The organism is Lentzea sp. CC55, assembly GCF_021056325.1.
Lineage (GTDB): Bacteria > Actinomycetota > Actinomycetes > Mycobacteriales > Pseudonocardiaceae > Lentzea > Lentzea jiangxiensis.
Genome location: NZ_JAJCXE010000008.1, coordinates 95,058 through 109,825, shown reverse-complemented (window position 1 = coordinate 109,825; position 14,768 = coordinate 95,058). Strand labels below are relative to the sequence as shown.

Here is a 14,768-nt window from a genome sequence, read left to right as displayed (position 1 = left end):
CTCAAAGGTGAGATGGCGGCGTGGTCTGGCCGCCGCAGCGATTGCCCTGTCGTCATTGGCGACGGTCGAGGCCGCGTACGCGGCCGACGACTACACGCAGAACGTGACCGCGATCGACGCGACTCAAGCCAGGATCAACTTCACGCCGACGACCCCTGCTGCCTACGTCGACGTGCACTACCTGATCTCCGGCACCTCGCAGCAGAACTTCCGCATGACCAACAACGCCGGGACCTGGCAGAAGACCGTGGGGTCGCTGTCCTCCGGCACGGTGGTCGAGTACTGGTTCACCTACGAGAAGAGCGGCCCGCAGTACGACACCCCGCACTTCAGCTACACCCACCAGGGTGCGGCGCAGCCGGTGGCCACGCCGACGTTCAGCCCGCCGGGCGGCACGTACGCGACGGCGCAGACGGTGACGATCTCGACGTCCACGTCCGGCGCGACGATCCGCTACACCACGGACGGCTCGACACCCACGAGCAGCTCGCCGGTCTACAGCGGGCCGATCTCCGTGTCCTCCAACAGGACCCTCAAGGCGATCGGCCTCAAGTCCGGGCAGTCGAACTCTGCGGTCGGCAGCGCGTCGTACGTGATCGGCACGCCGGTCGCGACGCCGACGTTCAGCCCGCCGGGCGGTGCCTACGCGTCCGCGCAGACGGTGACGATCTCGACGGCGACGTCCGGCGCGACGATCCGGTACACGGTGGACGGATCCACACCGACCAGCAGCTCGCCGGTCTACAGCGGGCCGATCTCCGTGTCCTCCAACAGGACCGTCAACGCGATCGGCATCAAGTCGGGCCTCGCGAACTCGGCCGTGGCCAGCGCGACGTACACGATCGGCACGCAGCAGGGGTGCGTCCAGTCGGACAACCCGAGCTTCGGGCCCAACACGCGCGTGTTCGACCCGGGCATGTCGGCGACGAGCATCCAGACGCAGCTCGACATCGACTTCAACAACCAGAAGGACACGCTGACCGCGCAGATGGCGCCGCGCCGGGTCGCGCACCTGTTCAAGCCCGGGACCTACAACGGCATCCACGACGACGTCGGCTTCTACACGTCGGTCGCCGGCCTGGGCAAGAACCCCGGTGACGTCGTGATCAACGGTGACATCACCGTGGACGCGTTCAACGAGTCCGACAAGGGTGTGGCGCTGCAGAACTTCTGGCGCTCCGCCGAGAACATGGCGGTTGTCCCGAGCACCGGCACCAACCGGTGGGCCGTCGCGCAGGCCGCGCCGTTCCGCCGCATGGACGTCCGCGGCAACCTGGCGCTCTACCCGGCCAGCTACGGCTTCGCGAGTGGTGGCTACACGGCCGACACGCGTGTGTCCGGGCAGACGGCGTCGGTCTCGCAGCAGCAGTGGTACACGCGTGACTCGAACTACGGCAGCTGGAACGGCGGCGTGTGGAACATGGTGTTCTCCGGAACGCCCGGCGCTCCGCCCACCACGTTCCCGAACCCGCCGTCGACGAACCTCGCGACGACGCCGATCTCGCGCGACGTGCCGTACCTGTACTTCGAGAACAACGCCTACCGGGTGTTCCTGCCCTCGTTGCGCACCAACGCTTCCGGCGCTTCGTGGATCAACGGCGGCACGCCCGGCACGTCGTTGCCGATGAGCCAGTTCTACGTCGTGAAGGCGGGCGACACGGCCGCCACGATCAACGCGGCGCTGGGCCAGGGCTGCAACCTGTTCTTCACGCCCGGCATCTACAACGTCAACCAGACGATCAACATCACGCGGCCCAACACCGTCGTGCTGGGCATCGGCTACGCGACGATCGTGCCGCAGAACGGCGTCACGGCCATGCAGGTCGCCGACGTCGACGGCGTGCGGATCAAGGGAATCCTGTTCGACGCGGGCACGACCCTGTCGAACTCGCTGCTGACGGTCGGCCCGTCCGGCTCGTCGGCGTCGCACGCGAGCAACCCGACGACGTTGCAGGACGTGTTCTTCCGCGTCGGCGGCGCCATCGCGGGCAAGGCGACCAACAGCCTCGTCGTCAACAGCCACAACGTGATCATCGACCACACCTGGGTCTGGCGCGCCGACCACGGCAACCCGGGCACCTGGGGCTGGGACGAGGCGATCGGTGACACCGGCGTCGTCATCAACGGCGACAACGTGCTCGCCACCGGCCTGTTCGTCGAGCACTACCAGAAGTACCAGGTGATCTGGAACGGCAACGGCGGGCGGACCATCTTCTTCCAGAACGAGATGCCGTACGACGTGCCGAGCCAGGCGGTGTGGAACAGGCCGAACGGCCAGGCCGGGTACGCGGCCTACAAGGTCGGCGACAACGTCACCACGCACGAGGCGTGGGGGCTCGGCAGCTACTGCTTCTTCAACGTCAACCCGTCGGTGCGCGCCGAGAACGCGTTCGAGGTGCCCAACCGGTCCGGCGTGAGGCTGCACAACCTGCTGACCGTGTCGCTCAACTACCAGGGAACGATCACGCACGTCGTCAACAACGTCGGCGGTGTGACGCCACCGGGCACGGTGCCGGTGAACGTCGTCAGTTACCCGTAGCCACATCGGGGAGCACGGCCCGTCACCGAGGTGGCGGGCCGTGCCCGTGTCCGGCCGTCCGGCCCGCTGACCAGTGGATTTCGTTTCACGCGCGTGGCATTGCATGATGCGTTGCATGTCGATCGAGCGTGGCCCCGAGTTCGCCGAGTTCTGGGCTGAACGGCACCTGTGCACGTTGTCCACCGTCCGCCGGGACGGGACCCCGCACGTCGTGCCCGTCGGGGTCACCCTCGACGCCGAGGCCGGTGTCGCGCGGATCATCACGCACGGCGCGTCGTGGAAGGTCAAGCACGTGCGCGCGGCCGGGTACGCGGCGGTGTGCCAGGTGGACGGACGCCGCTGGTCCACGGTGGAGGGTCCCGCCGTTGTGCGCGACGACGTGGAATCGGTCCGGGAGGCCGAGCGGCGGTACGCGCTGCGCTACCGGGAGCCCCGGGTCAACCCGGAGCGCGTCGTGATCGAGATCCAGGTGCGGCGTGTCAGCGGCTCGGTCTGACGTCGTCGTCGTCGGCATCGGTGCCGACGGGTGGGAAGGGCTGTCACCGGCCGCCCGGCAGGCGGTGTCCCGCTCCCGCGTGCTGATGGGCTCGCGGCGGCAGCTCGACCTGGTGCCGGGGGAGTTCGAACGGGTCGCGTGGCCGTCGCCGCTGGTGCCGGCGTTGCCCGAGTTGTTCGAGAAGTACTCGGACGTGTGCGTTCTGGCGTCCGGCGACCCGATGTTCCACGGCATCGGCACCACCTTGGTGCGGTTGCTGGGAGATCGGGTGACGGTCGTACCGCACCCGTCGTCGGTGTCGCTGGCCTGCGCGCGGCTCGGGTGGGCGCTGAACGAGGTCGAGGTCGTGTCGCTGGTGGCGCGGTCCGCCGACCTGCTGCGCCCCGTGCTGACGCCGGGACGGCGCGTGCTCGTCCTGGGCGGCGACCCCGCGGTGGTCGCGGAGATCGCCGGGCCGGTCACGGTCCTCGAACAGCTAGGTGGCCCGGCCGAGCGGGTCTACCCTTGGTCCGGACAGGACGCCGATCCGTTGTGCGTGATCGCGATCGAATACCGCGGGAGCGCTTTCTCACGGGTGCCCGGACTGCCTGACGACGCGTACGAGACCGATGGTCAGCTGACGAAGCGAGAGGTGCGGGCGATTTCTCTGTCGAGATTGGCGCCGCTGCCGGGGCAGCTGCTGTGGGACGTCGGGTCCGGGACGGGGTCCATCGCGATCGAATGGGCGCGCACGCATCCGACGTGCCGCGCCATCGCCGTCGAGCAGTCCGCCGAACGCGCGGAGCGGATCGTGCGCAACGCCGCGTCGCTGGGGGTGCCCGCGGTGGAGGTCCACATCGGACGCGCCCCGGAGGCGCTGGCGGGGCTGGAGAAGCCCGACGCGATCTTCATCGGCGGCGGGCTGACCGTACCGGGCGTGGTGCAGGAGTGCTGGGACGCGCTGGCGTCGGGCGGGCGGCTCGTGGTGAACGCCGTGACGCTCGAGTCCGAGGCAGTGGTGGCGCAGTGGTACGCGCGGCTCGGCGGTGACCTGGTGCGGATCGCGGTGAACCGCGGGTCGTCGGTCGGCAAGTTCACCGGCTGGCGGCCGCACATGCCCGTGACGACGTGGAGCGTGACGAAGTGACCGTGCACTTCATCGGGGCCGGGCCCGGCGCCGCCGACCTGATCACGGTGCGGGGCCGGTCGTTGATCGAGTCGTCGCCGGTGTGCCTGTACGCGGGCGCCCTGGTGCCGGTGGAGCTGCTGGACTTCTGCCCTCCCGGTGCCCGCAGGGTCGACACGGCGTCGCTGACGCTGGACGAGATCGTCGCCGAGCTGGTCGCGGCTTCGGAGCAGGGGCTGGACGTGGCGCGACTGCACTCCGGCGACCCGGCGGTTTTCAGCGCCATGGCCGAGCAGATGCGCCGGTTGGACGCACTGGGGATCGACTACGACGTGACGCCCGGTGTGCCGGCGTTCGCGGCCGCCGCGGCGTCGTTGCAGCGCGAGCTGACCGTGCCCGGTGTCGGGCAGACGGTGATCCTCACGCGCACCTCGCAGCGGGCGACGCCGATGCCTCCCGGCGAGGACCTGGACACGCTGGGGCGCAGCCACGCGACCCTGGTGCTGCACCTGACCGTGCAGCGGATCTCCGAGGTCGTCGCCGAACTGGTGCCCAACTACGGCCCGGACTGCCCGGTGGCGGTCGTCGCCTACGCCTCCCGCGAGGACGAGGTCGTGCTGCGCGGGACGCTGGACGACATCGCCGCGCAGGTCGCGGCCGCCGGCATCAAGCGGACCGCGGTGATCGTCGTCGGACAGGTGCTCGGGGCCACGCAGTTCCCGGACAGCCACCTGTACTCGCCGACGCGCGTCCGATGATCCTGATCCTCGGCGGCACGGGGGAGGCGCGCGAGCTGGCGCGGCGGCTGACGGCGGGGTCCGCGCACCGCCGGGTCGTCTCGTCCCTCGCCGGGCGGGTGAGCAACCCCGCCCTCCCCGCCGGCGAGGTCCGGATCGGGGGCTTCGGCGGAGTGGCCGGGCTGGCCCGGTGGTTGCGGGACAACGACGTGCGCGCCGTCGTCGACGCCACCCACCCCTTCGCGCGGCGGATCACCGCCAACGCCTTCGAGGCCTGTGATCGGGTGGGCGTGCCGCTGCTCGTCCTGCGGCGGCCCGGGTTCACGCCCCAGCCCGGCTGGCGGTGGGTGGACAGCGTCGCCGAGGCCGCGCGGGACCTGCCGGGCTCGCGGGTGTTCCTCACGACCGGGCGGCAGGACCTGGCGGAGTTCGCGGACTGCCCGCAGTGGTTCCTGGCGCGGATGGTCGAGCCGCCGCAACCGCCGGTGCCGCGGCGCGTCGAGGTGCTGCTGTCGCGCGGTCCGTTCACTGTGGACGGTGAGCTGGAGCTGATGCGGTCGCGGGCGGTCGACCTCCTGGTGACCAAGGACAGCGGTGGCTCGATGACCTCGGCCAAGCTCGAAGCCGCGCGACAGCTGGGAGTTCCCGTCGTGGTCGTGCGCCGGCCACCGCTCCCGCCCGCGGAGGTGGTGGCCGACGTCGACGCCGCCGTCAGGTGGTCGGGTACCGCCGGGGCGTGAAGACGACGCCCGCGTCCGTCACGACCGTCTGCGACGAACCGATGATCAGCAGGCAGCGCATGTCGATCGTGGCCGGGTCGAGGGTGCCGAGCGTGAGCACCCGGATCTCCTCCTCCGGGCCGCCGACGTCCCGCCCCACGACGACCGGCGTCTCGGGCCCGCGGTGCTCCAGCAGCAGAGCGCGCATGTCCGCGACCTGGTGCGTGCGGGCCTTGGACGCCGGGTTGTAGATCGCGATCACCAGGTCCGCCTTCGCGGTGGCGGCGAGGCGTTCGGCGATGACGTCCCACGGCTTGAGCCGGTCGCTCAGCGAGATCACCGCGTAGTCGTGGCCGAGCGGCGCACCGGCCTTGGCCGCCACGGCGTTCGCGGCCGTGACGCCGGGGACGATCCGGACCGGCACGTCCCCGGTCTCCGCCGCGACCTCCAGGACCGCCGTCGCCATCGCGAAGACGCCGGGGTCACCGGACGACACGACCGCGACCCGCGCACCCTTGCGCGCCAGGTCCAGGGCGAAGGCCGCGCGTTCGGACTCGACCTGGTTGTGGGAGAGGTGCCGCTGCTGGCCGGGACGCTCCGGAACGCGGTTGAGGTAGGTGCTGTAGCCGACCAGCTCGTCGGCGGCCTCGAGCTCCTGGCGTGCCTCGGGCGTGAGCCAGTCGCGGGAACCGGGACCGAGACCCACGACCACGACCTCGCCCTTCGGCTTCGGCGGCTTGGACTGGCTCGGCAGCACGGCGATGGAGAAGTACGGAACCGTGTCGGGGTCGACGTCCGCCAGCGGCGACATCCTCTGGCGCTTGCTCGTGGCGCGTTCGACGTACCAGGCGCCGTCGAGCCTGCCCGCGTCCTGCAGCGCCTGCTTGACGTTGCCGAAGGTGCGGCCCAGCTTGAGGATCGCGGCGCAGTCGGTGTCGGCGAGACGGGCCGCGAGCTCGGCGGGCGGCAGCGTGCCGGGCAGGATCGTGAGGACCTCGTCGCGTTCGACCAGCGGCGTGCCGAGGACGGCGCTCGCGCCGCTCACGGACGTGACGCCCGGGACGACCTCCCACTCGTAGCGGTCGGCCAGCCGCTTGTGCATGTGCATGTACGAGCCGTAGAAGAACGGGTCGCCCGCCGCGAGCACGACCACCGTGCGCCCGGCGTCGAGGTGCGCGGCGAGCCTGCCCGCGGCCTCCTCGTAGAAGGCGTCGATCTCGCCCTGGTAGTCGTCCGACTCCTCGGTCGTGACCGGGTAGACGAGCTGTTCGAGGACCTGGCCCTCGCGGAGGTACGGCGCCGCGATGGTCTTCGCGATCGACCTGCCGTGCCGGGCGCTGTGGAACGCCACCACGTCGGCCTCGCCGATGAGCCGCGCGGCCTTGACCGTCACGAGTTCCGGGTCGCCGGGACCGAGGCCGACACCGTAGAGCTTGCCCGTCATTCTTCTTCGCTCGCAATCGCGTTGATGGCCGCCGCCGTCATGGCACTCCCGCCGCGCCGGCCGAGCACCACGAGGTGCTCCAGATCCGTTGCGGCCAGGGCTTCCTTGGACTCCGCCGCCCCGATGAACCCGACCGGGATGCCGATCACCGCGGCGGGCCTGGGCGCGCCCCGGTCGAGGAGGTCGAGGAGGTGGAAGAGCGCGGTGGGGGCGTTGCCGATCGCGATCACGGCGCCCTCGAAGCGGTCCGCGAGCAGCTCGAGCGCCGCGGCACTGCGGGTGTTGCCGATTTCCCGCGCCCTGTGCGGCGTGCGCGGGTCCTGCAGGTAGCAGAGGACCTCGTTGTCCTTCGGCAGGCGGCGGCGCGTGACACCCGAGGCGACCATGTTGGCGTCGCAGAGGATCGGGGCGCCGTTGTTCAGCGCCTCGCGGGCGTCGCGGACGACGTTCGGCGAGAACGCCACGTCGTCGGTCAGATCGGTCATGCCGCAGGCGTGGATCATGCGGACGACCACTGTCGCGACGTCGCCGGGGAACCTGGTGAGGTCCGACTCCGCGCGGATGGTGGCGAAGGACTGGCGGTAGATCTCCGCGCCGTCCTTGATGTACTGCGTCAACGGATCTCCTCGTAGCCGTCGCCGGTCGCGACGAACTCGATCACATCGCCGGCGGGGCGACCGCAACGGCGTGCACAGCCCGACCAGTGGACCGGTCGGTCGTGCGGGGTTCCGAGCCAAGCGCGCGCGTCGGCGCGGACGTCGGACAGCGACTTGGCACAGCCGGGGCGGCCGGTGCAGGCGCTGACGCCGTGCCACGGCGAGGCGGGGTCGGTGATCAAGCCGGACGTGCCGGTCCCGGCGGGCACCACCAGGCTGCGCCACGGGGTCAGCCGCAGCGGCACGCCCGGCAGTTGCGCCGCGTCCAGCCGGCCGAGCGGGACGCCCGGCGTCACGGGTGAAGGTGCGACAGGAGTCACAACCGGGCTGAACCGGTCACCCGGCGAGACGCCGAAGTGCTCGGTGATCTTCCGCACACCGCCGTCCACTTCGGACAGGCGCCACGCGGTGCCGCGCAGCGACCCGAAGAGGCGGGCCGCGGTCACCACGGCGTCGACCGGATCGGTCACGCGGACGCCGGTGTCGCGGCCCGCGAGGAGCAGGACCGTCCCGCCGTCGCCCTGGCTGACCAGGCCGAAGTCGCCGCCCAGGCCGCTCACCGAGGCGCCGACCGTGACCAGGAACCGGCCCGGCAGCGAGGCCAGCGACGGGTCCGCGCACAGGGCGGCGTCGAGCTCGTCGACCAGCGCCTGGTTGTCCTCCAGCGGTGCCGCGATGATGTTGCGCATCCGCTCGTGCGACCACGAGGGCAGCAGGCCGGCGGCACGCAGCCGGGAGCCCAGTTCCACCCCGTCCGCGAGGCCCCTGATCTGGAGGTTCGCCCGCGAGGTCAGCTCGATCGAACCCGAGCCGAGCTCGGCGGCCGCGACCCGCACGACGTCCCACTGAGCAGCGGAAAGAGTGCCGCCCGGCACCCGGATGCGCGCCAGCCCGCCGTCGGCCGCGGGGTGCAGCTCGACGGCGCCGGGGCAGGCATCCGGGTGACTACGCATAGGTCGGACTGTAACCCGCCGGTTAGGGTGAGCCCGAACGGCGAAGCACAGGAGGAAGCCGGTGTGAATCCGGCGCGGTCCCGCCACTGTGACCAGCGGACACGCTGGGAGTCAGGAACTCCGCTTCGCCTGTCACCCGCAACCTGGGGCGAGGACCCCACGAGGGATGGAGCCTGCGTGATCCTGCTGCTGTCGACTTCCGACACCGACCTGCTGTCGGCGCGTGCGAGCGGTGCCGAGTACCGCCTCGGCAACCCCGCACGGCTCACGGCCGAGGACCTGCCCGCGCTCGTCGAGGGCGTCGACCTGGTGCTCGTGCGCATCCTCGGTGGGCGCCGGATGTGGGAGGAGGGCCTCGACTGGCTCCTCGCCGGCGGGCTGCCGGTCGTGGTGCTCGGCGGTGAGATGCAGCCCGACGCGGCGCTGATGGAGCTGTCGACGGTGCCCGGCGGCGTCTGCGCGGAGGCGCACCTCTACCTCGCCCACGGCGGGCCGGCGAACCTCACCGAGCTGCACAAGTTCCTGTCGGACACGGTGCTGCTGACCGGTCACGGCTTCCAGGCGCCCGCCGCCACCCCGAGCTGGGGCGTGCTGGAACGGGAGAACACCCCGGCGGAGGGTCCGACGGTCGCGGTCCTCTACTACCGCGCGCACCACGTGGCCGGGAACACGGCGTTCGTGCACGCGCTGTGCGACGCGATCGAGGCCAAGGGCGGCAGGCCGCTGCCCGTCTACTGCTCCTCGCTGCGCACCGCGGAGCCCGAGCTGCTCGACACGCTGCGCGCGGCGGACGCCCTGGTCGTGACGGTGCTCGCGGCCGGTGGCACGAACCCGGCGAAGGCGTCGGCCGGGGGCGACGACGAGGCGTGGGACGTCGGTGCGCTGGCGGCGCTCGACGTGCCGATCCTCCAGGGCCTGTGCCTCACGTCGAGCCGTGAGACGTGGGACTCCAACGACGACGGACTGTCTCCTTTGGACACCGCGACCCAGGTCGCCATCCCGGAGTTCGACGGCCGGATCATCACGGTCCCGTTCTCGTTCAAGGAGATCGACTCCGACGGCCTCACGGTCTACGTGGCCGACCCGGAACGGGCGCTGCGCGTCGCGGGCATCGCGGTCCGCCACGGCCGGTTGAGGCACATCCCGGCGAGGGACCGCAAGGTCGTCGTGATGCTGTCGGCGTACCCGACGAAGCACTCGCGCATCGGCAACGCCGTCGGACTCGACACGCCCGCGTCGACCGTGCGGCTGCTCAAGGCCATGAAGGAGCACGGCTACGACATCGGCGACGAGCTGCCGGGCGTCGACGAGCTCGACGGCGACAAGCTGATCCACGCGCTGATCGCCGCCGGTGGCCAGGACGCCGACTGGCTCACGCAGGAGCAGTTCGAGAGCAACCCGATCCGCATCGCCGCGGCCGACTACCGCGAGTTCTACGAGACGCTGCCGGACGACTTCCGCGAGTCGATGCAGGAGCACTGGGGCGACGCGCCGGGCACGCTGTTCGTCGACCACAGCAGGTCGAAGGACGGCGAGATCGTGCTGGCCGCGCTGCGGTCGGGCAACGTCGCGGTGATCGTCCAGCCGCCGCGCGGGTTCGGCGAGAACCCGATCGCGATCTACCACGACCCGGACCTGCCGCCGTCGCACCACTACCTCGCGGCGTACCGGTGGATCGAGTCGAACTTCGGCGCGGACGCCGTGGTGCACGTGGGCAAGCACGGCAACCTGGAGTGGTTGCCCGGCAAGACCGTCGGCATGTCGGCCTCCTGCGGCACGGACGCGGCGCTGGGCGACCTGCCGCTGATCTACCCGTTCCTCGTCAACGACCCCGGTGAGGGCACGCAGGCGAAGCGGCGCGCGCACGCCACGCTGGTCGACCACCTGGTGCCGCCGATGGCCCGTGCCGACAGCTACGGCGACATCGCACGGCTGGAGCAGCTGCTCGACGAGTACGGCAACATCTCCGCGATGGACCCGTCCAAGCTGCCCGCGATCCGCGCGCAGATCTGGACGCTGATCCAGGCCGCGAAGCTCGACCACGACCTCGGCCTCGAGGACCGGCCGCACGACGCCGAGTTCGACGAGTTCCTGCTGCACGTCGACGGCTGGCTGTGCGAGGTCAAGGACGTCCAGATCCGCGACGGCCTGCACGTCCTCGGCGAGGCGCCGACCGGCAGCGTGCGCGTGAACCTCGTGCTCGCGATGCTGCAGGCACGGCAGATGTGGGGCGGTCAGGTCGCCGCGCTGCCCGGTCTGCGCGAGGCGCTCGGGCTCACGACCACGGCACGGGAGGACGTCGACGCCGTCGAGGAGCAGGCGCGCGCACTCGTCCAGGCGATGGAGGACGGGGGCTGGAACCCCGAGGTCGCCGAGACCCTGCACGAGTCCGCGGACGTCCGGAAGATCCTGGAGTTCGCGGCTGTCGAGGTCGTTCCGCGGCTGGCGCGCACCACGGACGAGATGACGAACGTCCTGCACGCGCTGGACGGCGGCTACATCCCGGCCGGCCCGTCCGGTTCTCCGCTGCGCGGCCTGGTGAACGTGCTGCCGACCGGCCGCAACTTCTACTCGGTCGACCCGAAGGCCATCCCGTCGCGCCTCGCGTGGGAGACCGGCCAGGCGATGGCCGACTCGCTGCTCGCCCGCTACCGCGACGAGAACGACGGCGAGTGGCCGCCCTCGGTCGGCCTGTCGGTCTGGGGGACGTCCGCGATGCGCACCGCCGGCGACGACATCGCCGAGGTGTTTTCGCTGCTCGGCGTGCGGCCGGTGTGGGACGACCAGTCCCGCCGCGTCACGGGCCTCGAGGTGATCGGGCTGGAGGAGCTGGGAAGGCCGCGCATCGACGTGACCGTCCGGATCTCCGGCTTCTTCCGCGACGCCTTCCCGCACGTCGTGTCCCTTTTGGACGACGCCGTGCAGCTGGTCGCGCACCTGGACGAGCCGGCGGAGCACAACTTCGTCCGCGCGCACGTGGTGAAGGACCTGGAAGAGCACGGCGACCAGCGCCGGGCCACGTTGCGCGTCTTCGGCTCCAAGCCGGGTGCGTACGGAGCGGGCGTGCTGCCGCTGATCGACAGCCGCAACTGGCGCGACTCGTCGGACATCGCCGAGGTCTACGCGGTGTGGGGCGGGTACGCGTACGGCCGCGGCGTCGACGGCGTCGCCGCCCGCGAGGACATGGAGTCCGCGTACCGGCGGATCGCGGTGGCGGCCAAGAACATCGACACCCGCGAGCACGACATCGCCGACTCGGACGACTACTTCCAGTACCACGGCGGCATGGTCACGATGGTCAAGGCGCTGACGGGCAAGGCGCCCGCCGCGTACGTCGGCGACAGCACGCGGCCGGAGGCGGTCCGCACGCGCACCCTGACCGAGGAGACGTCGCGGATCTTCCGCGCCCGCGTGGTGAACCCGCGCTGGGTCGGGGCGATGCGCAACCACGGCTACAAGGGCGCGTTCGAGCTGCAGGCGACGGTCGAGTACCTGTTCGGCTACGACGCCACGACCGGCGTCGTAGCGGACTGGATGTACGAGAAGCTGACCGAGACCTACGTGCTCGACCCGGAGACCCGCAAGTTCCTGCAGACGTCGAACCCGTGGGCGCTGCACGGCATCGCCGAGCGCCTGCTGGAGGCGGCCGAGCGCAAGATGTGGGAGCACCCGGAGGAGTCCACTTTGGACGCGCTGAGGTCGGCCTACCTGGAGACCGAGGGCGACCTGGAGGACGGCGTCTGATCCAGCCGGACGCAGCAGTGGCCCGGTGACGGGGCGAGGCGGGCGGACGCGCCGTCCGCCCCGATCCCGTCCAGCAGGCCGCTGACGAGGCAGAGGTTCATCCCGCACACCAGCCGGGTGTGCCGCTGCGCGAGGCTGTGGAACGGGCAGTTGCCCAGCAGGATCGATCCGCCCTCGGCCCGGGGTTCGAAACCGAGGTCCGCCAACGCCTCCGCCACGTCGCCGGACGCCCGCGCGGCCAGGTCCGAGCCCCACTCGTACGCGCGCCGGTTCAGCACCTCGCGAGCCGGCTCGCCGGTGGTCTCGGACTCGGCCAGCGCGTCGGCGAGCAGGTGGCTCGCGGCCTCGTAGCGCCGGTCGGGCAGCGACACCGCGATCTGCTCCCCGGAGCGCCGGTAGAGCTTCGCCGGCCGGCCGGCTCCCGGTCCGCTGCGCCCGGAACGCCGCTCGTGCACCACGGACAGCAGGCCCAGCTCCACCAGTTTGTCGAGGTGGAACGCCGCTGTCGTCCTGGGCAGCTCGACGGCCCGCGCGGCCTCGTCCTTGCTGATGGGCGCGTTCTGGCGCACCACGAAGTCGTAGAGCCTGCGCCGGTTCGGCTCGTCGAGGGCCGCCACGGCGGCGACGGAATCGGCCATCTCTAAAACCTACTCCCATTGACTATATTCGGCGAGCCGTTCTAACGTTGACGAGAGTTGTCGTTAGAAGGAGCCGGGCCGATGAACGAAGCGATCGACGTCGAGGCGGCGCGGCAGGCCGTGTCCGACCTGCTCAAGGCGCTGGGCAAGGACCCGTACTCGGTGCACCTGGCCGACACCCCGCGCCGCGTGGCCGACGCGTACGCGGAGATGCTGACGCCGCGCACGTTCACCCTCACGACGTTCCCGAACGACGAGGGCTACGACGAGCTCGTGCTGGCGCGCGGGATACCCGTGCAGTCGTTGTGCGAGCACCACATGCTGCCGTTCCACGGCGTCGCGCACGTCGGCTACCTGCCCGGCGAACGCATCCTGGGGCTCTCGAAGCTCGCACGGGTCGTGGAGATGTTCGCGCGCGACCTGCAGGTGCAGGAACGGCTCACCAAGCAGGTCGCCGACTGGCTGCAGGACCAGCTGCGGCCCAAGGGCGTCGGCGTCGTGATCGAGGCCGAGCACATGTGCATGGCGCTGCGCGGCGTGCGGGTCAGCGGGTCCAGCACCGTCACGTCGGCGTTGAAGGGCGCGCTGCGGGCGGATCCCGCGTCACGGCAGGAGTTCTTCACCCTCGTGCACGCGTAGCCTGCGGGGCATGGGGAAGATCCACGCCGGGGCCACGCTCACACCGCACTTCCGGGAGTTCCTGCCCGCCTGGGTGGCAGCGCAACCGTGGTGCGCCGCGCCACCGGAGGCGTTGCGGCCCACCGGGTTCTTCCGGTTCGAGGACCCGGCGGGCGAGGTCGGGGTGGAGACGCACCTGCTGCACGACGGCCAGGACGTCTACCAGGTCCCGCTGACCTACCGCGCCGCGCCGCTCGCCGGGGGAGCGCTCGTCGCGCGGGCGGAGCACAGCGTGCTGGGGACGAGGTGGATCCACGACGCGGTGAGCGATCCGGTCTGGATCGCCGCCGTCCTGGACCTGGTGGCGCGCAACGGGGTCTCGGACTCCGCGAGCCGCGGCCCGATCGGCCCGGCCGAGGCGCGCGGGCGGGTGCTGCGCCCGGTGCCGTTCACACCGGAGACGATCACGATCGACCTGGACCGCCGGATCGTCCGGGACGAGCCGGGCGACGCGGCCGGCGTGGTCACCGGCTCGTGGCACCACGAGGGCGTGATCGCCACCGGACGGCTCGCGGTGCTGCGTCAGACCGGCCCGAACACGTAGGAGCCGGGCGCCTCCGCGTCGTCGCCCGCCCAGAACTCCGCCCACAGCGCGGCGAACTCGGCGCGCGACACCCTGCCGTCCCCGTCGAGGTCGAGCCGCGCGAAGTCGGGGTCGCCCTCGGTGCCGAGCCAGGCGTTGATCATCACCCGGTACTCGTCCTCGGACACGTAGTCGTCGTTGTCGGAGTCCACGGCGGTGAACATCGCGTCCGCCGTGCCGTGCACCGCCTCGATGGAGGTGGGCAGGACGTCCACGACCTTCAGCACGTCGTCGATCGTCACGCGGCTCGCGCCCCCGGCGGCGGACCGCAGCGTCTCCCACCAGCCGAGCACGACCCTGGTCAGCAGCTCCTCGTCACCGCCGCGCAGCCCCGCCCAGCGCGCGGCGAGGAGCCCGAAGTCCTCCTCGGTCAGATAGCCGTCGCCGGTGGTGTCCATCGCACCGAAGACCAGCTCCACCTTGCTGCGCTGGAAGTCGCTCGCCATGAGCAAGGACGATAGGCCGAACGCCGCAAC

13 protein-coding genes and 1 riboswitch are annotated in these 14,768 nt (G+C 71.3%); of the genes, 8 read left to right on the top strand and 5 right to left on the bottom strand.

From position 1 onward, the window contains the following. Window positions 1-55 precede the first annotated feature (55 nt). The 5 genes from L6E10_RS05535 (at window position 56) to L6E10_RS05515 (ending at window position 5,617) form a co-directional block, all read left to right on the top strand. Window positions 56-2,539, top strand: coding sequence for a chitobiase/beta-hexosaminidase C-terminal domain-containing protein (locus tag L6E10_RS05535; RefSeq protein ID WP_236217418.1), 2,484 nt, complete (start codon window positions 56-58; stop codon window positions 2,537-2,539). 106 nt (window positions 2,540-2,645) lie between these two features. Further along, window positions 2,646-3,035 carry a TIGR03618 family F420-dependent PPOX class oxidoreductase gene (locus L6E10_RS05530; protein WP_236217416.1) on the top strand — a complete coding sequence of 130 codons (390 nt, stop codon included), beginning with the start codon at window positions 2,646-2,648 and terminating at the stop codon, window positions 3,033-3,035. Further along, window positions 3,016-4,161 (top strand): precorrin-6y C5,15-methyltransferase (decarboxylating) subunit CbiE, encoded by a 1,146-nt coding sequence (gene cbiE, locus L6E10_RS05525; protein ID WP_236217414.1) that lies wholly within the window; start codon window positions 3,016-3,018, stop codon window positions 4,159-4,161. Before L6E10_RS05530 ends, cbiE begins: the two co-directional genes overlap by 20 nt. Then, on the top strand, window positions 4,158-4,898 hold the full coding sequence (cobM, locus tag L6E10_RS05520) for a precorrin-4 C(11)-methyltransferase (protein ID WP_236217412.1): 741 nt from the start codon (window positions 4,158-4,160) through the stop codon (window positions 4,896-4,898). Before cbiE ends, cobM begins: the two co-directional genes overlap by 4 nt. Beyond that, the gene (locus L6E10_RS05515; RefSeq protein ID WP_236217410.1) at window positions 4,895-5,617 is read left to right on the top strand and encodes a cobalt-precorrin-6A reductase; all 723 of its coding nucleotides are present in this window, start codon (window positions 4,895-4,897) and stop codon (window positions 5,615-5,617) included. Before cobM ends, L6E10_RS05515 begins: the two co-directional genes overlap by 4 nt. Here L6E10_RS05515 and L6E10_RS05510 read toward each other — a convergent pair. Genes L6E10_RS05510 through L6E10_RS05500 form a run of 3 tightly spaced genes read right to left on the bottom strand, consistent with a single transcriptional unit; the run spans window position 5,589 to window position 8,649 of the window. After that, window positions 5,589-7,040, bottom strand: coding sequence for a precorrin-2 C(20)-methyltransferase (locus L6E10_RS05510; protein ID WP_236217408.1), 1,452 nt, complete (start codon window positions 7,038-7,040; stop codon window positions 5,589-5,591). The genes L6E10_RS05515 and L6E10_RS05510 overlap by 29 nt on opposite strands. Beyond that, window positions 7,037-7,657 carry a precorrin-8X methylmutase gene (locus L6E10_RS05505; protein ID WP_236217406.1) on the bottom strand — a complete coding sequence of 207 codons (621 nt, stop codon included), beginning with the start codon at window positions 7,655-7,657 and terminating at the stop codon, window positions 7,037-7,039. Before L6E10_RS05505 ends, L6E10_RS05510 begins: the two co-directional genes overlap by 4 nt. Beyond that, a complete protein-coding gene (locus tag L6E10_RS05500; RefSeq protein WP_236217404.1) occupies window positions 7,654-8,649 on the bottom strand; it encodes a hypothetical protein in 996 nt (331 codons plus the stop codon). The genes L6E10_RS05505 and L6E10_RS05500 overlap by 4 nt, the downstream gene beginning before the upstream one ends. Window positions 8,650-8,657: 8 nt before the next feature. After that, a riboswitch (cobalamin riboswitch) is annotated at window positions 8,658-8,792 on the top strand. A 34-nt stretch (window positions 8,793-8,826) separates the two neighbouring features. Between L6E10_RS05500 and cobN the strand changes: the two genes are divergently transcribed. Beyond that, window positions 8,827-12,393, top strand: a complete 3,567-nt coding sequence (cobN, locus tag L6E10_RS05495; RefSeq protein WP_236217402.1) for a cobaltochelatase subunit CobN — start codon at window positions 8,827-8,829, stop codon at window positions 12,391-12,393. Here cobN and L6E10_RS05490 read toward each other — a convergent pair. Continuing rightward, window positions 12,354-13,031, bottom strand: coding sequence for a metalloregulator ArsR/SmtB family transcription factor (locus L6E10_RS05490; protein ID WP_236217400.1), 678 nt, complete (start codon window positions 13,029-13,031; stop codon window positions 12,354-12,356). The genes cobN and L6E10_RS05490 overlap by 40 nt on opposite strands. An 81-nt stretch (window positions 13,032-13,112) precedes the next feature. On the opposite strand from L6E10_RS05490, the gene folE reads away from it, so the two are divergent. Continuing rightward, window positions 13,113-13,670 carry a GTP cyclohydrolase I FolE gene (gene folE, locus L6E10_RS05485; RefSeq protein ID WP_236217398.1) on the top strand — a complete coding sequence of 186 codons (558 nt, stop codon included), beginning with the start codon at window positions 13,113-13,115 and terminating at the stop codon, window positions 13,668-13,670. A 10-nt stretch (window positions 13,671-13,680) separates the two neighbouring features. Next, complete coding sequence (locus tag L6E10_RS05480; protein WP_236217396.1) at window positions 13,681-14,253, top strand: hypothetical protein; 573 nt, start codon at window positions 13,681-13,683, stop codon at window positions 14,251-14,253. Here the strand turns inward: L6E10_RS05480 and L6E10_RS05475 are convergent. After that, window positions 14,232-14,738 carry an EF-hand domain-containing protein gene (locus L6E10_RS05475; protein ID WP_236217394.1) on the bottom strand — a complete coding sequence of 169 codons (507 nt, stop codon included), beginning with the start codon at window positions 14,736-14,738 and terminating at the stop codon, window positions 14,232-14,234. The genes L6E10_RS05480 and L6E10_RS05475 overlap by 22 nt on opposite strands. Window positions 14,739-14,768 lie beyond the last annotated feature (30 nt).